Consider the following 19,723-nt stretch of genomic DNA (forward strand, 5'->3'; position numbering starts at 1 on the left):
CGAGGTTAAATGATTGGACATACAATACAAAGTTAATTAATCTTAGGGAGACTCAGGTCTCCTTTCTTCTTTTTTTGTATTGCCGTCGGACGCTCCCGGGGACTTTGCGCCCCCGCCGCCGTGGCGACCCCCGCAGTGTTTTTCATGGATTTAAGGCTGCGCAGGAACAAAAAACGTTGCGTTTCTAAATGGAATCTTCACTCTTTTAAACAAGCGTTTGCGAAAAAAAGAGATTACACAATGTTTATCAAAAAGAGCGCGAACAACATATCCGAAGAATGTAAACAAAACACATTCGCAACAAATAACAATACATTGGGAAAGGAAAAACGTTATCACACACAACTGTCGTCTCACCGATTCGGGTGATATTGTCAACCCAAACCGCCTGAATTGGTTGAAAACTGATAAACCATTGGTTGAATCAAAATAACGTTAAACATTAAAGACAGAGATACAATTTATCATAAGTTTTATATAAAAGTAGATTTCTTCCCACCATACGGATTATCTTGTTGCCATGTTCCAAGAACGTCCATATACCAATAAGGGGTGGACAAAATACCGAAAGCCAAGGGAAAAATTAAACTTTTCTACATCAAAGCAATACTTTTACAAATATTATTAGTAATTTTGTAATTGCATATCAAGTTTTTATTATCAAACAAAAATATGTGAAACTTCTTTTATCAAGAAATGTTGATGAAGCATGATTAAAGGGTGTTATAATTGTTATAAAGAAAAGATGTTCCTGTTCTTTTTCTTGTGTTCCGTACAAATTTGCTACGGGCAAGGATTTTATATCAAAGGAACTCTTAAGGATGCTTCAACTCTGAATCCGGTGGAAGCAGCTCAAGTGATTTTATTGAGGGACAGCACTATAATGCCCAAGTATCATACATTAAGCAGTCTTGACGGTAAGTTTACACTCGAAAATATTCCCGCTTCATCATACCGCCTGCAAATTTCTTGCATGGGCTATAAACAGACACAGATATCTATTATAGAGTTGACAAAGAATATTGATTTAGGTGAAGTCTTTGTAGAAGAAAAACCTATGGAACTCAGTGAGGTTACAGTTTCTGCAACTGTGCAATCTAAAGCGGACCGATGGGTATATTATCCTTCAGATGTTATCAAGAAACAGGGTGTAGATGCTTACGATATTCTCCAACGTATGAATTTACCCGATCTCCGATTTGATATGATTAATCATTCCTTGTCTTCATTAAAGCAAGGCACATTACAAATCCGTATCAATGGCGTACTCTCTCAACAATCCGATTTAATTGCTTTGCAACCTCAGGATATAGCCAAGATAGAGTACGTGGATAATCCCGGGATTGCTTATGGTGAAGGGGTGAGTGCCGTAATCTTAATTAAAACGAAACAGCAATACGAGGGACTTCAAGGTGGGAGTAGGCTTTTAAGTGCAGTTACAACGAACATGGGTAGTGCTTATGCTTACTTTAAATGGATCGGGAAAGTCGATTTCTTGAATCTGAAGATTAATGGACAGTATCAAGATGTTAGAGGAATTTATGCCAATAACACACAGAAATTCAATTATCCGACATCCGCCATGACACTAAACTCTGTTGGAGAAGATGGACGAAGCAAACATTGGAATGGTGACATACAATTAGATTACAACCATTCTATCGACAACCGTAATTCTTTTTTCAATGCAACCGTAAAGTATAGCGGTCTGTGGCAACCAAAGAATAACTCTGTTGGCAATGTTTGGAAAAATGACGTCCCAACTTTCACAGAGATATTAAGTCGAAAGAACAAAACTCACAACATAATGCTTGAGTTCTATCTTGATAAATCGTTTTCAAATAAATCCAATCTGCTGGCAAGTCTGACAGGAACTCATATTACAAGCAATTATAACAGATGGTACAACAAAGAATACACCAATAATTCTTTGTCGAAATATGAGAGTGCATACGATGTGAACGGAAAGCATCATTCGATAATTGGAGAAATTATTTACAAATATCCATTGACAGAATGTCATTGGCTAACCGTTGGCACTTATGAGCGTTATTCTCATACAGATAATATTTATACTATGACAGAAAGTGTAAATCCAATTTCTCTCCTAAACTTCAATAGTTATAATTATTTGGAGTTTAGCGGTGCATTTGGAAAGTTATCTTACTCTTTGGGAGGAGGTTATTCTTTTTATCGAATTAAAAACAACAGCATTCTTTCGCAATACCATTTTTTTCGCCCTTCTCTGTCTCTGTCTATTCCGTTGTTAAAAAAGTTTCGCCTACAATACCATTTAAACATCAACCCTCAAGAGCCGACATTGGCTATGCGTTCGGATTTTAGTCAAACAATCTCAGAATATGAAATAAGTAAGGGAAATCCTTATCTCAAACCCTATCAATCATACAGCAATCAAGTATCGCTGAGTTTTCGCAGAACAGATACCTTTCTGAGTTTAACGGCTTATTTGCAGTACAACAAGCATCCTTTCACGAATAATCCACCATATTACGATCCTAAGATAGATAAATTTGTATATACTATATCAAACCAGAAGAGTTTCACACATACCCAGATTCGCATGTATGCAAGTCAAAAGTTGTTTTCACAAGCACTCAATCTGTCGGGCTATCTTACGCTTAATCGTTATATCAATGACGGATTGAAGTTTTCAACCTCATATACAGGTTTATTGGGAGGATTAACCATCAGTTACGATCAACCCAAATGGGGAGTCCTTGCCAGTTATAGAACAGCTATTAGTTACATGTTCAATGAAACCAAAACTCGCATGGCTCCAAATCTTCAGTTGAGTGCTTATTATAATATTCACAGAATACGTTGCTCTATAAGCATCAATAACCCTTTTATGAATCCAGTTAACACCATAGAAGTCAACAGCAAAGCTATACAAGGACAAACGCATAAATATCAAAAATACAATAGCAACTTGGTAACGATTGCATTCAGTTACAATTTCAGAATTGGAAAAACTCGCAATCCGCAAAAACAAATAAACAACACTGATACAGATAACGGAGTTGTCAGGTGAGTATGATCTAAAATGCAATAAAAGAAACTTGTCATATCATATTATTATTTTTCGTAATTTTGTTTTAACTTCATGGGAAGAAAAGTCGTGAAACACGATCGTTTATAATTTCTTCATTTGTTGCTTCATTTCCTCGAATAATTTCTGTTTCAGTTCCTTGAAAAAATTGATTGTCGGGATTGAGTTTTTATGGCTTTTCGTAATTCCTCATCACATCAATGTAGTAAAGTTGACCGTTCCGGACAAGATTCCGCACGATACATATCATGTATTGGATACCGCGGAGGGTACATATATCTGATCGGCAGGCGTTCTTCATCTTCTCCATTTATTATCAATAAAAGTTGTGGAAGCGGAATATCTCTGCAACTTCACAAATGATATCCAAACAGTCACAAACAAGTATCAACTATCATGACGGGATTTCCACAAATCTTTCGTCATGATTGACAGCATATAATTTGTTGCCGAATAAACTTCTATATTATTGGCATCTGTATGGAATCGAACATTTTTCATATCGGAATCATGTTAATTATTAGTTTTTTATTACCTTTGCAACATTAATCAAAATCACACTGAGTTTATGAAAAAGATTTGTTTTTGCTTGTTTATGCTCTGCATCTCCACCGTGGCATTGGCACAGTCGCTTTCCGGAACATGGAGCGGTAAACTGAAAGCAGGGTCGCTGACTCTTACAATTGTGTTCCATTTTTCAGAAAAAACATGCAAGATGGACGTTACGGAACAAGGGGCAAAGGGAGTGCCCACAGAGGTAATACATATAGACAATGATTCGGTGAGCCTCGCAGTGCCAAGCATTATGATGACATACACGGCTAAAATGAGGGGCGACTCTCTTGAAGGAACATTCCATCAGCGCGGTTTCTCGGCACCACTGAATCTTAAACGCGGCGAGGAGAAACTGAACAGACCGCAAGAGCCGAAACTACCGCTGCAATACACAACAAAGGAAGTAACATTTGTCAATACCGACGCCAAAACCATTCTCACCGGTACACTCTCCTATCCCACAGACTACAAGCCGGGGAAGCGCGTGCCGGTGGTACTTATGGTAACGGGAAGCGGACAGGAGAATCGTGACGAGGAACTTTTCGGGCACCGACCTTTCTTGGTGGTTGCCGATTGGCTGGCGCGCAACGGAATAGCATCGTTGCGATACGACGACCGCGGATACGGCGAGTCGAGGGGTGATGCGACAAAAGCCACAAGTCGTGATTTTGCCGACGATGCCAAAGCAGGCATCAAATGGTTGCGACATACGGGGGAGTTCGACAAGGTGGGCATACTCGGACACAGCGAAGGAGCCATGATAGCATTCATGCTCGGACAAGAACAGGTACCTGATTTCATAGTGAGTTGGGCTGGTCCGGCAATTCCCATCGACACACTGATGCAGCAACAACTGTCAATGTTATACAGTGCAATGGGCGTACAGAAAGAGATGTTGCCGAAGACGGCAGCCGAGGCAAAAAAGATGATGCTGGGACAGTTCGACAACGAATGGATGCGTTATTTCATAAACTATGACCCCACGGAAGCCGTTAAAAGTACCCGCTGTCCGGTGTTCGCACTGAACGGTGACAAGGACATGAACGTGCCAGCCGAGCCCAATATTGCCGCATTACGCACTTTACTGCCTGCTAACGATAAGAACAAAACAAAGATTTATCCGGGTCTGAACCACATGCTGCAACACTGCACCACAGGACATCCCAACGAAATAAGCACAATAGAAGAAACAATATCTCCGGAGGTATTGAAAGACATGTCTGACTGGATAAACAGCCTTTAATATATTTATGTCTTGAAGCCGGTTTTCTTTTTAAGAGTATAAAAACTCGGCAAGACGAATTACTTCCGAGGAGGGCTTGAAAAACAATTCTGCATGGAACTTTTATTCTATATCTCATAGGAATACGTTCTGCTACAAGTTGATAACGAGCATGTTCATCATTAGACAGAAACGGCTCGGCAATTTCGCCGAAATTAGTGAACAAAACCGCTGAAATTGGTCGGTAAATTCGGTGGTTTTGCAGTATTGTCAGGCACAAATCAGATGCCGGTTCGGAATAAGAAATAACGTAAGCGGTTAGAGACATCTGCAAAATTAGTTACTTTTGATTATGTCTCAGCATGGCATTATTCTCGCAATGTATTCATAAGCGTAGGAAGAATAAAAGAAATTGGCAGGCATGATTTTTCACGCCTGCCAACAATAAAGAGTCTGTTTCACAAATAAAGACTATTCGGTAAATCCCGAATGGCGTGTACCTGCAATTCTGTATGTCAGGTTTTTAGTGTCATCGGAGAATTTCGCATTGAATACGATGCTGTCTGCCGGCATGCCGTGAATGTTGTGTCCTTTCTTAAGCAAAACCCTGCCTTCGGTTATGGTGACATTACCTGCATTTTCATCGTTAACATCGTATTTTGTATCGTTGCACGAGAAAGTCTTTGCACCATAATTTATTGGAATTATGAATTTCATGTTCCAAAACGCATTTCCACAATTCAAGTCCATCCACATGTTATTATCCACGTTCTGGGCGGTGTTGTAAGTTCTGAGATTAAATTCTCCGGCAGCCGCGGGAGTAACCGTGCCGTCACTATTAAGCACAACAATGGTTACGTCCCAAAAACCGGCCATGTCTTGCACATTGGTTCCTCCGGGTTCCTCGTCTGTTTCAAGACTGCAAGAATTGAGACCGAAAACAGCCATTGCGGCGAACATTAACATTGAAATATATTTCTTCATAACCAATTATTTTTTATTTTTTTCCAATACTACAACAAACTTCATTCCGGCATAGTCGGTTGTCCATGACAACTTTCCGGTTTCCGAGTCGAAATTTCCGTTTACGGCATCGAAAGAGTCGCCGAAGCATTCATTAAATCCGTTCAGTCCGGTAATGGTCATATCCTTATGCAGCCATATCATGCCTTTCATGGCAGTAAAATCTCCATACTGCGGATAAACAAGCTGTGCATAATATCCGCCGAAGAGGTCGTCAACATAGAACACACCCGGAGCAATCTTTTTAATGTTTACTTTGAAACCCGGGAATTCGGTAACTCCTTTAGATGTCTCGCGGTATGTACCGTTCACGGTTATGTATCCTCCGGAGATGTCTGCGGTAACTTCGGGGTCATATACCACTACAACTCGTGTTACGGAAGATGAAAATCCGTCAGATCCCACTCCCGAATAAGTGACATAGTATATTCCCGGTTTGTTAACATCGACATCTATCTTAGTGGTAATTTTATCGGTATAGTCCTCGCCGCCCAATGTTGCCTTGCAGCCCGGATCGACATACGCCTCCCCGACGGGACACATTAATGTGTCTTTTCCTTGTATCTCAAATCTCACATAGTAAGTAAGACGCGAGTCGGTAAATTCTTCGTCTTCGCTGCATGCCACGAAACCAAGCATCATAAGGCAAAGGGTCAGACTGTATAAAAAATATTTCTTCATTGTCTTATAATTTAAGTTGTTACATAATATTCCGCTTACTTAACATCCCAGAAAACGGGGTCGCTCATTTTCTTCTCTGCCGGTGTGTTCTTGTTCAGACGGCGTGCTGTTCCCGGATAAGGGATACGCTTGGCAAGTCCGCCGGCCTGTATATAGTTCACCGCGGGAACAATCATCTCTCCCGGATTGTATCCGTCTTTCTTGTCGAATACATCTTTTGCGTTGAGAGAGGTAAGTTTCGGCACGTCCGTGCGGCGTATCTCAGACCAAGCCTCCATGTGGTTTCTCATGAAGAAAGCAACCCATTTCTGCATATAAATGAGGTTTAGTTTATCTTCATTCGATCCTAAGTTGGTTATGTCAACCAAAGCACCGGATAGGAAGTCGGCTGCCTTATCTGCCATTCCGCGCGATGCGAAATCGGCTTTTACACCGTTCTCGTATGCCGTGGCTGCCGCTGCGGGGTCATTGTTGAATCGCAACTGCACTTCTGCGATGAGGAATTGTAGTTCGCTCTGACTGAAGATGCAAATCGGTTCTGCCTTCATTACCTCAACATTTATCGAACTAACATTGGCATTTTTCCATTCTCCGCCATTCCAATCTTTCAGAACAGTCTTTGCTCCGGGTATCTGTCCCACAAACTCATCTGCCTTGCTGTTTTTCAATATCCCGTAATTAATTCGCGGGTCGTTCGTAGCCTTGTAGTAACTTACGATTGGGTGTGCCGCCACATAATTTAGTGTTTTCAATCTAAAGAATGCCCCGTACCATGGATTGTACTGACCTTCTGCATTTGTGAACACGTTGAATGCCACGTCTCCCTCAAAGAACTTGTTGGCAGCAACGAGTGCCTTAACCTTTTCGGTATATGCGGCAGCATCTATGCCTGCATCTATCATGCGCAGATATATGCGCAAACGCAGTGCATTCGCAAAACCTTTCCACCCATTGACATTGCTTTTGAATATCGGGTCTTTCATCGTTATGCTGCTCACCCCGATGTTTGCCTCCGCCTCATCGAGTTCATTCAATACACTTTCGAATATGGTTTTGCCATCGTCCCATTTCGGTGTTGGAATGTCGCTGCCATTCAATGCTTCTTTGTAAGGCACATCGCTCATGTTATCCACGAGAAGTTGATAGCCCCACACTCTCAACACTTTGCAAACATATATATCTGCCGGAACGTTGGTTTTGGAAAGTATGTCGTTTATGTCGGCAAATGCTCCGGCGTAAATATTTCGGTAGCAACGGTCGATTGTGTTGCTGCTCTCATCGAGGTTCAGTTCGGCAAGATTGTTATACTGGTTTGCCTCCGGTCTCTGATCGAAATACTGTGCGAAGAAACCGGCATAGGTAAACATCTGGTCGCCGAGTGCATTGGCAATATAGTTTTCTGCCGATGGCAACACGAGATCCGGTGTTACGTCGTCTCCCGTTGCATAATTCGGGTTGTCGTTAATATTTAATGCGCAACTCGAGAACATCAGTAAACTCGCTGCTGAATATAATAATATCTTTTTCATATAGTTATCTCCTGTCCTTTAGAATTTAACAGTTACGTTGAAACCAAATTTACGCGAACTTGGATTGGCAGAATACTCTCCGAAGTTACCCTCCAAGTCGTTTCCGAAAGAAGTCATTTCCGGATCTATGAAAGTATTTTCCGAAGGAGTCCACAGAATCAGGTTGTTGCCGAACAATGACATTCTCACTCCTGTCAGGAACGTTTTCGCAAACCACTTGGTTGGCAAATCCCATCCGAGTACCACGGAACGCAGTTTCACATACGACTTGTCTATAAGGAATGCAGCATCAAGGTCACTGCCACCCTTGTCCCAGTATTTGCCTATGTTCACGGCAGTGAGCGGAGTGTTGTTCTCCACATATATCGGATTGCCGTTTGCGTCTTTTCCTGCCTCAACCACCGAATTGGGTATAACCCACGGATTACGGTTGTTGTATATTGTCTGTATTGCATTACCCACGAAATAGTTTATTTGCTTTGTACGCGAGAACATCACGCCACCTTTGCGAACATCTATATCCACAGATAGCGTCAGACCTTTGTAGCGGAATGTGTTGTTGAAGCCCATTTGGTACTTGTAGTTCATGCTTCCCACCACTTTCTGTTCGGCATCTTTCACGGGTAGTCCTTGTTTGTCAACCACGATGCGTCCTTTGTCGTCGCGTACCGGAACATACGCTTTAAAAAGTCCGAGTTCTTTGCCTGTCTCGGCATAAAGTCCCGTTCCGCCGGTGAATGCCCATATTGCCGTGCTTCCGCCGAGCGATTCGGGCAGACTGACAACCTTGCTCCAGTTCTTGGTATAGTTCCACGTTATGTCCCATGAGAAATCCTTTATCTTTACCGGTGTTGCGTTGACCATCAACTCAATTCCCCTGTTGCGTATCTTACCGAGATTTATGTTCTGTGCACCGAAACCGGTGGACGGATCCATATCAAGCGAGAATATCTGTTTGTCAGACTCTCTGTTGTATAACGCCACGTCGAAACCTATGCGGTTCTGAAGGAACATCATGTTCAATCCCATCTCGACCTCGGTAGTCATCTCGGGACTCAACGTCTTGCTTCCGAGAATGTTGCCAAGTGTGTATGCGTTCCAATTGCCGTTGGTGAACGGAAATTCGCTCAAGTGCCATCCGCTGGAGTTTGCGCCCGACTGTGCAAATACCAAGCCCGTCATGTACGGTCTTGCATCGTTACCGGTTTTTCCCCATGCGGTACGGAATTTACCGTAACTGATAATTTTCTTCATGTTTTCGTTGAGCATCTCCGAGAAAATCCAACTTGCAGTAACACCCGGATAGAAGAAAGAGCGGTTTTCTTTTGGCAGTGTTGACGACCAGTCGTTTCGTGCCGTAAGAGTAAGGTATATCATGTTCTTATATGCGAGTTCTGTTTGTCCGAACACACCCATCAATCTGCGTTTTTCGCTATAACTGTCGATTGTCGGCTTTTCTGCCGAGTTACCGAGATTGAACCACGTAGGAATGCTCAGGTTGGTAATACCTCCTCTGAACCATGAAAATGTGCGTTCGTTTCCGTTGAAACCGACGAGTGCGTTAAGATGCAGGTCTTCAATCATGTCTTTATCGAACACGAGCATCAAGTCTTGGTTGATTTCACGACGACGCGATGTGTACTGCTGATAGTACCCTGTCATTGGTTTCAGCGCATCCGCCCAGTTAGGCGTTCCGGCATAGATTGCCGACAGGTTCGGTGCGCCTGTGTCCTGATGACCGGTGCTTGTGTCAAGTCCGAAACGATATGTCAACTTGAAATAGTTAAGGAAATCGTAATCGAGTTGCAACTTGCCATAGAAACGTTCCGACTCGTACTCATTCTTGAAATTATTCAGGATATAGTACGGGTTGGTAACGCCGTATGGTGTGAAATAATATCCCGGATTGTTGAACGGATCATTGAGATTTTTAAGTTCTACGATGCTTATGTCGCGTGGTGTCTGCATGATGTTGTTGTACATCGAGGCCGCACCCTGACCGGTAGAAACGAAATTGTTCCGCTGGTAAGCATAGTTGAGCGAAGTGCTGAAAGTAAAGTTTTCCACCTTGTGACTTCCGCGTGCCGAGAATGTGTATTTGTTATAACTGTCGGCATCGGTAGGAATAATACCGTCTTCGTGTACCTGCGACAGACTGAGGAAGAACGTGCTTGCATCGGTTGCGCCATTGAACGAGATACTGTTGTTGTAACGGAAACCCGTATCGAAGAAATCTCTTATGTTGTTTTTCATCGGCACATACGATTTCATCTTCTGCGAATAGTCATATACGTTTCCGTATCTGAGCATCGAACCGTCGAATGCCGGTCCCCACGAACCGTTCTCTATGTCTGTTTTCTCGCCGTCCCAGCCCATACCGAATTCGTTCTGCATCTGCGGCAGGCGCAGCAATGTTTCCCACTGCAATCCGCCGTTATATTCTATACCGAAACCTTTCTTCTGCTTTACACCGGCTTTCGTGGTAATAAGTATGACGCCATTGGCGGCGCGGCTTCCGTAAAGTGCTGTTGCGGCTGCGCCTTTAAGAATCGTCATGCTCTCAACGTCGTCGGGGTTAACCGCGCCCGCTCCGTTACCAAAGTCATAACCTTTGTTGAGACCGTCGGAACTAAACGTGGCGGCATTTGTCAAAGGTACGCCGTCGATTACATACAGAGGTTGGTTTGTCCCCCCAAGAGAACTTACACCACGCACGATAACCGAATTGGAAGAACCCGGATCGGAAGATGAGTTTGAAATCTGAAGACCGGCAACCTTTCCCTGCAAACTCGACATGATGTCGTTAGTGCGGGCAGCCGCGATGTCTTCTCCCTTTACGGCTGTGGCAGAGAATCCCAATGCCTTTGCCGAACGTTTGATACCCAAGGCCGTTACAACGACCTCGTCGAGTGCATTGTCCTCCAAATCAAGGACAATTTTCATGTTCTGACTTGCAGTAACTTCGCGTGTCTTCATACCAACCGAGGAAATTCGAAGTTTCCCATTGGTCGGAACCGACAATGTGAACTTACCGTCATAATCGGTCATAGTACCATTGTTTGTACCTACGAGCATTACAGTGGCACCAATAACAGGCTGACCGTCTTCGGAACTGACAACAGTTCCGGAAACTTGAGTTTGAGCCGTCGCCATTCCCATACTCAGGAACAAGCAGGCCAACATCATTGTTAGTTTTTTTACCATAAACAGTCTTGTCTTTAATTGGAATAATAATATAGGTTAACTCTGCTAAAATAAACAAAAAATTAATAACATCCAAATTTTTAGTAAGAAAAGTTGCGTTTTTAACTAAAAAATATTCAAAAAGACAGAAAAAACGTGCCAAAAGCAGAAAAATTAATTAAAATATTCAACTTTCACATGCCTTAAAATGATACATTATTCATTAAATATACCATAATATATTTAAGTAGTCGAGCATGACATTTTATACATTATTATATATAACGGACACGAATCAATCATTGTCGTTGTATTAAAAAAAATTAATTATTTTATTTTATAGAAATCAAATATGTACATAATTGCTCAAAAACGAACCCAAATATCGAAGGTGGAGAGGCGTTACGAAATACATTTATACCCCCGGTTGGGGAGAAGCAATCAAAAAAGACATAACAGTTTTGTGTCTTTTCTGAACCTTTTACGCTGTTTTTTACCTCGTACAGGAGATATGTATCGGCACGTCCCCGGTGCGTATGCGGCAATCCTTGAACGGCATTGTTGCCATTATTTTTTCACGACTACCCGTTTCTTCTTTCCATTTTGTGGCATAAAAACAAGTAATTTCGGCGGTTTTGGAAAGCAATTTCGCCGAAATTACTCTGCAAAACCACCGAAATTGCGACTGTCACGATATTTACCGTGAGAATTATATGGCAACTCTGCCTATATAAATGATTTCGATGTTCATTTACGGTTTTGGAGAACAAAAGATTTTATGTTGTCAATACCTGACAATATATTTGTGGCAAAGTTGTCAATGAACTTATATTTTGCATGCCTGACCCGGCATTTCGATTGCCATGAAAATTAAGTGTGTTTTTCTTTTTTCAATGTAAAATATTATCCCGCCCCGGCGTATTTATACACAAAAAAAGGAATTGCCATCGGACAATTCCAACCTGCAACGAAAAGTAGCGAGAGTGGGTCACGATCCCACGACCTCCGGATTATGAATCCGACGCTCTAACCAGCTGAGCTATCTCGCCATCTCTTATTAGCGGGTGCAAAGGTAACACAAAATTGTTAATACACAAAATAATTTGAGATTTTATTTTGTTTTTGCTGTTTTTTTATTATATTTGCAACGAAAAAAATGCAAACGGAGACAAACAATATATCGGATGAACAAGAAAAAAATCATTTTCGAACGCGAACTGCGGTCTCGGTCAGGCAACATTATATGGTCTTTGATAAGCACCCCTGAAGGACTTACCAAATGGATTGCCGACAGGGTGGAAAGGAATGGAGATATATTGGAGTTCACATGGGGAGAACCGGAACAGCACCACGAGAAAAGAACGGCAAGAATAACAGAGGAATTTGCAATGAGCCATTTGCGATGGACTTGGGAAGACGATGACAACGATTTCGTGGAAATAAGAATGAAACGGTGCGACATAACCGACGACTATGTACTTACCGTTACCGATTTCATAGAAATTGACGATGAGAACTGGCTGAACTCGGTGTGGGAATCGAACTTCAAGAGATTGCATCATGCCACGGGAATTTAAAACCATGACACACGGCTGTTTGCCTGACGCGAAGAAAAAAGAGCAAACCCACGAACCGCACGTCTCTGTGCGGTAAATTCTTTTTGCATGAAATAATTTTGTCTTACGCTCATTTTACACTACCTTTGCAGGCAGAATGGCAATAATCAAGAAACTTGATACGTTCATCGCCCGGCAATTCTTGATGCTTTTTGTCGGAACTTTCTTCATAAGCTTATTTGTGCTTATGATGCAATTTTTGTGGCAATACATCGACAAACTTATAGGCAAGGGACTCACGATTGACGTATTGGCACAGTTTTTTGGGTACATGAGTCTGATTCTCATACCGCAGGCACTGCCGCTTGCCATACTGCTTTCGTCGCTAATCACGTTCGGAAACCTCGGAGAAAGTTCGGAACTTACTGCCATAAAAGCGGCAGGAATCTCACTGCGGCAGTCAATGCGCTCACTGACGGTAATAGTGGTATTCATTGCTTTGGTCTCGTTCTATTTCCAAAACATCGTGGCACCAAGTGCAAACATTTCGTTCGCGCAACTGTTGCTGTCGATGAAACAGAAAAGTCCAGAACTGGAAATACCGGAAGGAGTGTTCTATGACGGTATTCCGGGAAGCAACCTATATGTACAAAGAAAGGACGTGAATACGGGTAAATTGTACGGCATAATGATTTACCGAATGACCGACAGTTTCGAGGACGCCGCAATAATACTCGCCGACTCGGGCATGCTGCAATCAACGACCGACAAGAAACATCTCGTGCTGAACTTGTGGAGCGGAGAGTGGTTCGAGAATATGAAAAACTCACAATTGTCCGACAATGCCAACGTTCCTTACCGGCGAGAGACTTTCACGAAGAAAAGAATTGTACTCGATTTCGATTCCGACTTCAACCTTGCCGATGCAAGCGTACTCTCGAACAATGCAAGGGGAAAGAGTCTCGCAAGAATAAAGCGCGACCTCGACTCGCTGAACCAAACCTACGACAGCATTGGAAGGGAAAACTATAAAGTGTTGGCCATAACGACGGACAACACGAGGAACACTCCGATAAACAGAATTCCCGACAGGAAAAGGGCAGAAAAAGCAGTCGGGGCAAAATCATTCAACATAGACTCGGTATTCTCGAAGATGCCGACTGAAAAGAGACTAAGTGCCGTAAACAACGCCATGATGCAGGTACAGTCGGAAATCTCGGAGATAGGTTTCCGCGAGATGGTTACATCAGACGGCGACCGTCTCATAAGGCAGCACAAGATTGAGGCAATAAACAAATTCACCATGGCATTGTCGTGCCTGATATTCTTCTTCATCGGTGCCCCGCTCGGTGCCATTATACGTAAAGGAGGACTCGGCGTGCCGGTAATAATTTCCGTAATAGTGTTCATTGTGTATTACATATTCGACAACACCGGATACCGAATGGCACGAGGCGGAATGTGGGCGGTATGGTTCGGCAAAGGCATCGCAACTTCCATATTAACTCCCCTTGCCATATTTTTCACATACAAAGCCAACAACGACTCAATGGTGTTCAACGTAGATGCCTATCGCGAAATGGGCATGCGAGTGCTCGGCATGCGCATAAAACGGAACATATCAAGGAAAGAAGTAATAATAAACACACCCGAATATACCGAGGATAAGAACACTCTTGAATCCATAAGCAAGGAAATCACGATATATGCCGAAAGACATAACCTTATAAAACTGCCCAACCCCATAAAGGTGTTCTTTAAATACGAGCCGGACAACGCCATAAAGAATATAGGCGAACAGTTAGATTCTGTCATAGAAGACTTGTCGAACACACGCGACAAGGTAATCCTCACAGAGCTCAACAGTTATCCCGTAATGTCGCTAACTGCACACACACGACCCTTTGAACGAAAATGGGAGAACATCATTACAGCATTGATATTCCCCCTCGGCATCATACTGTATATAAGGATGTGCTGTTTCCGAATACGCCTTTACCGCGACCTGCGCACCATAAAGCGTACAAACGATAACATTACAAGGAGAATTGAAGAGGTATTCTCTTCTCACGAGATTCTTCAAAATAAAATATAAATCCCCCAAAATACAAAATAAGTCATGCAAGATTTCAAACTCAGCAGCATAGAAGAAGCTGTAAAAGATTTCAAAGAAGGAAAGTTTGTCATAGTGGTAGATGACGAAGACCGCGAGAACGAGGGAGACCTTATCTGTGCAGCAGAAAAGATTACCCCGGAGATGGTAAACTTCATGTTGAAAAAAGCACGCGGAGTACTCTGCGCTCCCGTAACAAACTCGAGATGCAAAGAACTTGACCTGCCACATCAGGTAACAGACAACACATCAATGCTCGGAACACCTTTTACCGTAACCGTTGACAAACTCGAGGGATGTACCACCGGTGTGTCCATCAACGACCGATGCGCAACAATCAGAGCGCTTGCCGACCCTAAGAGCACGCCGCAGACATTCGGCCGACCGGGACATGTCAACCCGTTATACGCACAAGAGAACGGAGTACTAAAACGCAGCGGACACACCGAGGCAGCCATAGACTTGTGCAAGATGGCCGACCTGTACCCCGCCGGAGCACTCATGGAAATAATGAACGACGACGGTTCCATGGCACGCATGCCACAGTTGATCGAGTTCGCCAAAGAACACCAACTGAAAATCATAACGATAAAAGACATGATAGCCTACCGGCTCAAAAAAGACACGCTCGTAGAGAGAGGAGAAACGGTGGATATGCCCACTCAATACGGACATTTCAAGTTCGTACCGTTCCGTCAGACAAGCAACGGAATCGAACACTTCGCACTCATAAAAGGCGAATGGAAAGAAAACGAGCCGGTGATGGTACGCGTACACTCGTCGTGTGCCACGGGAGACATACTCGGCAGCCTGCGCTGCGACTGCGGCGAACAACTCCACAAATCGATGCAGATGATAGAAAAAGAAGGCAAAGGAGTGGTAGTGTACATGCAACAGGAAGGACGAGGCATAGGACTGATGAACAAGATTGCGGCATACAAACTGCAAGAAGAAGGACTCGACACCGTGGAAGCGAACATACACCTCGGTTTCAAATCGGACGAACGAGACTACGGATGTGGCGCACAGATATTGATGAAACTCGGAGTACAGAAGATGCGACTACTGACCAATAACCCCGTAAAACGCGTGGGACTGGAAGCCTACGGACTGCAGATAGTCGAGAACATACCGATAGAAGTAAAACCGAACATGTACAACATCAGATACTTGGAGACGAAGAAAAACCGCATGGGACATACCTTACATATATAACTAATAATAACATAAACGGCCGCTTGTAAGACACCACCGTAACGATACGGCAATCACAAGCGGCCGACTTTTTATTCCGATTTTCTTTTTTTCACAATAAAGATGAAATAAAAAACACTTTTCTTGGTTTTAAGCATAAAACAATCACTTTTAAAAAGCAGATCGGACTAAAACAAGACATTACGTCAACAAACAAAACCGGTCTTAACGCCTCCCTTTTCCGAGACAGTTTGAACATCTCGAAGGATAAATGGCGCGAGAAATTCGAAAGGATACATGCAATATTATAGTAACAATAAAATGGCGACCGCAGGTAACAAAATCATCTGTTTAATAAAAAAAAACACATGTTTGTTGTTAAAACTTATTAAATGCCGCGATAAGTTTCCATTATTTGTTATCTTTGCGCAACTTATTCCTACTGCACCCAAAGCGTGCAGACGGATTAGAGTGAAATCTGAATTAAATAGAAATTTATTAATAACTTAAATTATTTACAACTAAAATTAAACATTTAAATTATGGCAACTACACAAAAGACCGCAAGCCCTAAAAAATCTCAGGGCTTCACAGGAGTAAGAGGTGCATTTTGGATTATCATCGTTTGCGCTGCTATCGCTTTCCCATTGTTCTTCATCTGGTTCGGAAATGACATGCACTTCCAGGACGGAGACTCTGCAAACAGTCCTATCGATGTATGGGGAACAATTTTCAAGGGTGGTATCATCGTGCCTGTCATCCATTCACTGTTGCTCACTGTAATCGCTATGTCGATTGAGCGTTGGCTCGCAATGAAGACTGCATTCGGCAAGGGTGCCCTGCCTAAATTCGTGTCAAACATCAAGGCAGCTCTGAACGCAAACGACTTCGCAAAGGCACAGCAACTTTGTGATGCACAGAAAGGTTCGGTGGCAAACGTTGTTGGCGCATCTCTACGTGCTTACAGGGAGATGGAGAACACAACAGGTTTGAAGAAATCACAGAAAATTGCCAAGATTCAGCAGGCTCACGAGGAAGCGACTCAACTTGAAATGCCGACATTGACAATGAACCTTCCGATCATCGCAACTATCGTTACGCTCGGTACTCTTACCGGACTTCTCGGTACTGTTATCGGTATGATTCGTTCATTCTCTGCTCTGTCTGCAGGTGGTGGTGCTGACTCTGCCGCTCTTTCAGAAGGTATTTCTGAGGCTCTTATCAACACCGCATTCGGTATCGGTACTTCATGGTGCGCCGTTGTGTCTTACAACTATTTCACAAACAAGGTTGACAAGTTGACATTTGCACTCGACGAGGTTGGTTACTCTATTGCTCAGACATACGAAGCAAACCATACGGAAGAGGCTTAATTTTTGCTAACCCTTTAAAAATTTATCGCTATGGGTAAAGTAAAAATTAAGAAAAGTGACATCTGGATAGACATGACACCTATGTCCGATGTTATGACCCTGCTGCTCACTTTCTTCATGCTGACATCTACGTTCGTAAAGAACGAGCCGGTGAAGGTGGTCACCCCGGGTTCTATCTCGGAAATAAAGGTGCCTGAAAACGGAGTCCTTACAATATTGGTAAGTCCCGAAAGGGACGCAAATGGCAAGCCCACGGGCGAAGGCCAAGTGTTTATGAGCATTGACAACACCGAACAACTCGGCAACGCATTGTCTGACATGGCACAAAGATTCAACGTCTCGTTGACTCCAAAGCAGATGGAGACATTCAAGACCGAAGCAATGTTCGGAGTTCCAATGTCGAAAATCGGTGCATATCTACAGCAAAACAGTGCAAACCGTAACAGAATGATTATTAAAGAGGGAATCCCTCTCGACTCTATTCAAGGCGGTATGAGCGAATTCCAGCAATGGGTTGACGCTGCACGTACTGTGAATGACAAAATCAAGATTGCCCTGAAAGCAGACGCCAAGACACCTTATAAAACAATAAAAAAGGTGATGAACGAACTTCAGGACATGGACGAGAGTCATTACTTTATGATTTCTCAACTTGATGCCGGCAAGTCGGTAGAGGCAAATTCTTATGTAAGGGGAGGCAACTAATATGGCACAAAAGAAAGAAAGCAAACAGAAGAAGATGGATGTCCGTGTGGACTTCACTCCTATGGTGGACATGCTTATGCTTCTCATCACGTTCTTCATGCTCTGTACTACACTCAGCAAGCCGAGTACAATGGAACTCACCATGCCGAGCAACGACGACAACACACTTGAAGAACAGAAGAATGAAGCCAAGGCATCACAAACGGTAACGTTATATCTTGCTGCAAACAACAAGATATACTACACCAAATACGATGACGAAGGCAATGCCAAAGAGTTGCAAGAAACCACATGGAGCAGCAAGGGAATACGCGATGTGCTCCGCTATCACACCATCGGTGATGGTACGAAGCCCGCAAACCGTATAATACTTGCAGTGGAGGAATTGAAGCAGAAACGCAGTAAGAATCCGAAACAATGGCCTGACAGTATTTATCAGAAAGAACTGTCAAAGATAAAGAAAGGTAATCTCGGAGCAGAGAAAATACCGACATTGACCGTTGTTATAAAGCCTACTGACAACTCTACGTTCAACAACATGATTGACGCTCTCGATGAAATGCAGATTCTTAGCATAGGTACATACGTCATTGACAAACTCAATGACGATGACCTTAAGATGCTCAAGGAGAAGAATGTACAATTGTAACGATAAACCATAAAGCAAGAAAAAATGGCAAAAATAGATCTTTACGACCCGAAATGGGTTGATATGGTGTTCGCCGACAAAAACAAAGCCTACGGAGCGTATGTGATTCGTAAGGAAACTTCCGGTCGTAACATCAAAGCCCTTGTGATACTGATTGTCGTTGCATTGTTAGTCGGTGGCGGACTCGCTTACAAAGTACACCAGAACAAAGTTGACGCAGAACACCAAGCCTATCTTGAACAACTCGAACTGCAAAAATTGCAGGAAGCAGCCAAGAAGGAAAAGAAGGAAGAAATCAAAGTTCAACCCAAGGTTGAGCCAAAGAAAGAAATTCCTGAAGTTCGCGAGTCACAGAAGTTTACCGCTCCGGTCATCAAGAAAGACGACCTCGTAAAAGAGGAGAACACCTTGAAAGCCATGGACGATCTTGAAAAAGATGTGGCTGTCAGCAACGTCGATCAAGAAGGTACTAAAGACCGTACGATGGAAGCCATCCGCAATGACATCAAAGTGGAACCGGAACCAACGGTGGAAGTTCAACAAAAAGTCGCAATCAAGGTATTCGACGTTGTTGAGCAGATGCCTTCGTTCCCCGGCGGACAGAGCGCACTCATGCAATACCTCGCAAACAACATCAAGTACCCGACATTGGCCGAGGAAAACGGTGTGCAGGGTCGCGTAATAGTGCAGTTCGTTGTCAGCAAAGACGGCTCCATATCCAATGTGCGAGTAGTCAAGTCGGTTGACCCGTCACTCGACAAAGAGGCTGCCCGCGTGGTTAACAGCATGCCAAAATGGATACCTGGTAAGCAGAACGGTCAGGAAGTAAACGTAAAATATACGGTACCTGTAACATTCAAACTTCAGTAA

The 19,723-nt window shown here is 43.1% G+C and carries 13 protein-coding genes and 1 tRNA gene; 9 read left to right on the forward strand and 5 right to left on the reverse strand.

From position 1 onward, the window contains the following. Positions 1–745: 745 nt before the first annotated feature. Both EII32_RS04200 and EII32_RS04205 read left to right on the forward strand, forming a co-directional pair. Positions 746–3,052 carry a carboxypeptidase-like regulatory domain-containing protein gene (locus tag EII32_RS04200; RefSeq protein ID WP_158611123.1) on the forward strand — a complete coding sequence of 769 codons (2,307 nt, stop codon included), beginning with the start codon at positions 746–748 and terminating at the stop codon, positions 3,050–3,052. A gap of 586 nt (positions 3,053–3,638) precedes the next feature. Further along, positions 3,639–4,868, forward strand: a complete 1,230-nt coding sequence (locus tag EII32_RS04205; RefSeq protein ID WP_125234202.1) for an alpha/beta hydrolase family protein — start codon at positions 3,639–3,641, stop codon at positions 4,866–4,868. A gap of 450 nt (positions 4,869–5,318) precedes the next feature. On the opposite strand, the gene EII32_RS04210 is transcribed toward EII32_RS04205, so the two are convergent. From EII32_RS04210 to EII32_RS04230, 5 genes are all read right to left on the reverse strand, one after another. Then, complete coding sequence (locus tag EII32_RS04210; protein ID WP_125234203.1) at positions 5,319–5,831, reverse strand: lipid-binding protein; 513 nt, start codon at positions 5,829–5,831, stop codon at positions 5,319–5,321. Between the two features lie 6 nt (positions 5,832–5,837). Further along, on the reverse strand, positions 5,838–6,551 hold the full coding sequence (locus EII32_RS04215) for a BT_2262 family domain-containing protein (protein ID WP_125234204.1): 714 nt from the start codon (positions 6,549–6,551) through the stop codon (positions 5,838–5,840). 35 nt (positions 6,552–6,586) lie between these two features. Next, entirely contained in the window at positions 6,587–8,080 is a 1,494-nt protein-coding gene (locus tag EII32_RS04220) for a SusD/RagB family nutrient-binding outer membrane lipoprotein (protein WP_125234205.1), read from the reverse strand. An 18-nt stretch (positions 8,081–8,098) separates the two neighbouring features. Further along, positions 8,099–11,284 carry a SusC/RagA family TonB-linked outer membrane protein gene (locus EII32_RS04225; RefSeq protein WP_125234206.1) on the reverse strand — a complete coding sequence of 1,062 codons (3,186 nt, stop codon included), beginning with the start codon at positions 11,282–11,284 and terminating at the stop codon, positions 8,099–8,101. 954 nt (positions 11,285–12,238) lie between these two features. Further along, positions 12,239–12,312, reverse strand: a tRNA-Met gene (locus EII32_RS04230). Positions 12,313–12,447: 135 nt separating this feature from the next. Between EII32_RS04230 and EII32_RS04235 the strand changes: the two genes are divergently transcribed. The 7 genes from EII32_RS04235 to EII32_RS04265 all read left to right on the forward strand — a co-directional run bounded on the left by EII32_RS04235 (position 12,448) and on the right by EII32_RS04265 (position 19,723). Then, positions 12,448–12,840, forward strand: coding sequence for an START-like domain-containing protein (locus tag EII32_RS04235; RefSeq protein ID WP_125234207.1), 393 nt, complete (start codon positions 12,448–12,450; stop codon positions 12,838–12,840). Between the two features lie 136 nt (positions 12,841–12,976). Next, complete coding sequence (locus tag EII32_RS04240) at positions 12,977–14,914, forward strand: LptF/LptG family permease (protein ID WP_125234208.1); 1,938 nt, start codon at positions 12,977–12,979, stop codon at positions 14,912–14,914. Positions 14,915–14,938: 24 nt separating this feature from the next. Beyond that, positions 14,939–16,147: a bifunctional 3,4-dihydroxy-2-butanone-4-phosphate synthase/GTP cyclohydrolase II gene (locus tag EII32_RS04245; protein WP_125234209.1), complete on the forward strand. Its 1,209-nt coding sequence runs from the start codon at positions 14,939–14,941 to the stop codon at positions 16,145–16,147. A 521-nt stretch (positions 16,148–16,668) separates the two neighbouring features. After that, a complete protein-coding gene (locus tag EII32_RS04250) occupies positions 16,669–17,499 on the forward strand; it encodes a MotA/TolQ/ExbB proton channel family protein (RefSeq protein WP_125234210.1) in 831 nt (276 codons plus the stop codon). Between the two features lie 30 nt (positions 17,500–17,529). Next, positions 17,530–18,204, forward strand: coding sequence for an ExbD/TolR family protein (locus EII32_RS04255; protein ID WP_125234211.1), 675 nt, complete (start codon positions 17,530–17,532; stop codon positions 18,202–18,204). A gap of 1 nt (position 18,205) precedes the next feature. After that, positions 18,206–18,853, forward strand: a complete 648-nt coding sequence (locus tag EII32_RS04260) for an ExbD/TolR family protein (RefSeq protein WP_125234212.1) — start codon at positions 18,206–18,208, stop codon at positions 18,851–18,853. A gap of 24 nt (positions 18,854–18,877) precedes the next feature. Continuing rightward, positions 18,878–19,723, forward strand: coding sequence for an energy transducer TonB (locus EII32_RS04265; RefSeq protein ID WP_125234213.1), 846 nt, complete (start codon positions 18,878–18,880; stop codon positions 19,721–19,723).

Origin of the sequence: Prevotella sp. OH937_COT-195 (assembly GCF_003932845.1) — a bacterium.
Lineage (GTDB): Bacteria > Bacteroidota > Bacteroidia > Bacteroidales > Bacteroidaceae > Prevotella.